The 604-nt window shown below is 36.4% G+C and carries 1 pseudogene; it reads left to right on the plus strand.

The features are described 5' to 3' along the window. Nucleotides 1-96: 96 nt before the first annotated feature. Nucleotides 97-213: pseudogene (locus MWU84_RS24055) on the plus strand (carboxymuconolactone decarboxylase family protein); the annotation flags it as partial. Between the last annotated feature and the right edge of the window lie 391 nt (nucleotides 214-604).

The following is a 604-nucleotide window of genomic DNA, read 5'->3' on the forward strand; positions in this document are numbered from 1 at the left end:
AAAACTAAATTTCAAAATGACAAAGAACGAAATAGGCTTAATGGGCCAAATTTATTTAATTTTTAAAACGTCCCAATTTTAATGGGACACTAGTGGTTCGGATTTTTAAATCGCTGGAACGACACTATGGGCACTTCCTTGGAGGGTGGTGCAATTGAGAGTGCAGAACAGTATTTGGAAAAATATGGCTGGGAGAGGGGCAAACACGTTTAGCGAAAATACTTTCTGTTGCAATGTAGGAGCCGTCCAATAAAATTCAACTTGTTTTTTGGGAAGTTCGTTATTCCATAATTTCATTACAGATTTGGGGAAAAATAAAAAGGCAGAGCATAGCTCTACCTTTTTCCCCAAATCTTACCATGAACTTAACCTACTTATGCTATGGTCCTCCAAAAGTATAGTAATCAAGGCCGGCGGGAAAAGGTTTTAGATGAATGTCTCTTTAATAAGTTGAAATACTTCTTATCCGACGAACAGTGGTAAATATTGGATGTAATACAAGAGGGTTCACGGATCAAGAACAAAACTTGGGTCTGAAGTGAATAATTTATTTCTTTGCACTTTAAATTTAAGGGATGGACAAAGGAACCGATTTATCGTTATT

It is taken from the genome of Arenibacter sp. F20364, from assembly GCF_023015905.1.
Taxonomy (GTDB): Bacteria; Bacteroidota; Bacteroidia; order Flavobacteriales; family Flavobacteriaceae; genus Arenibacter.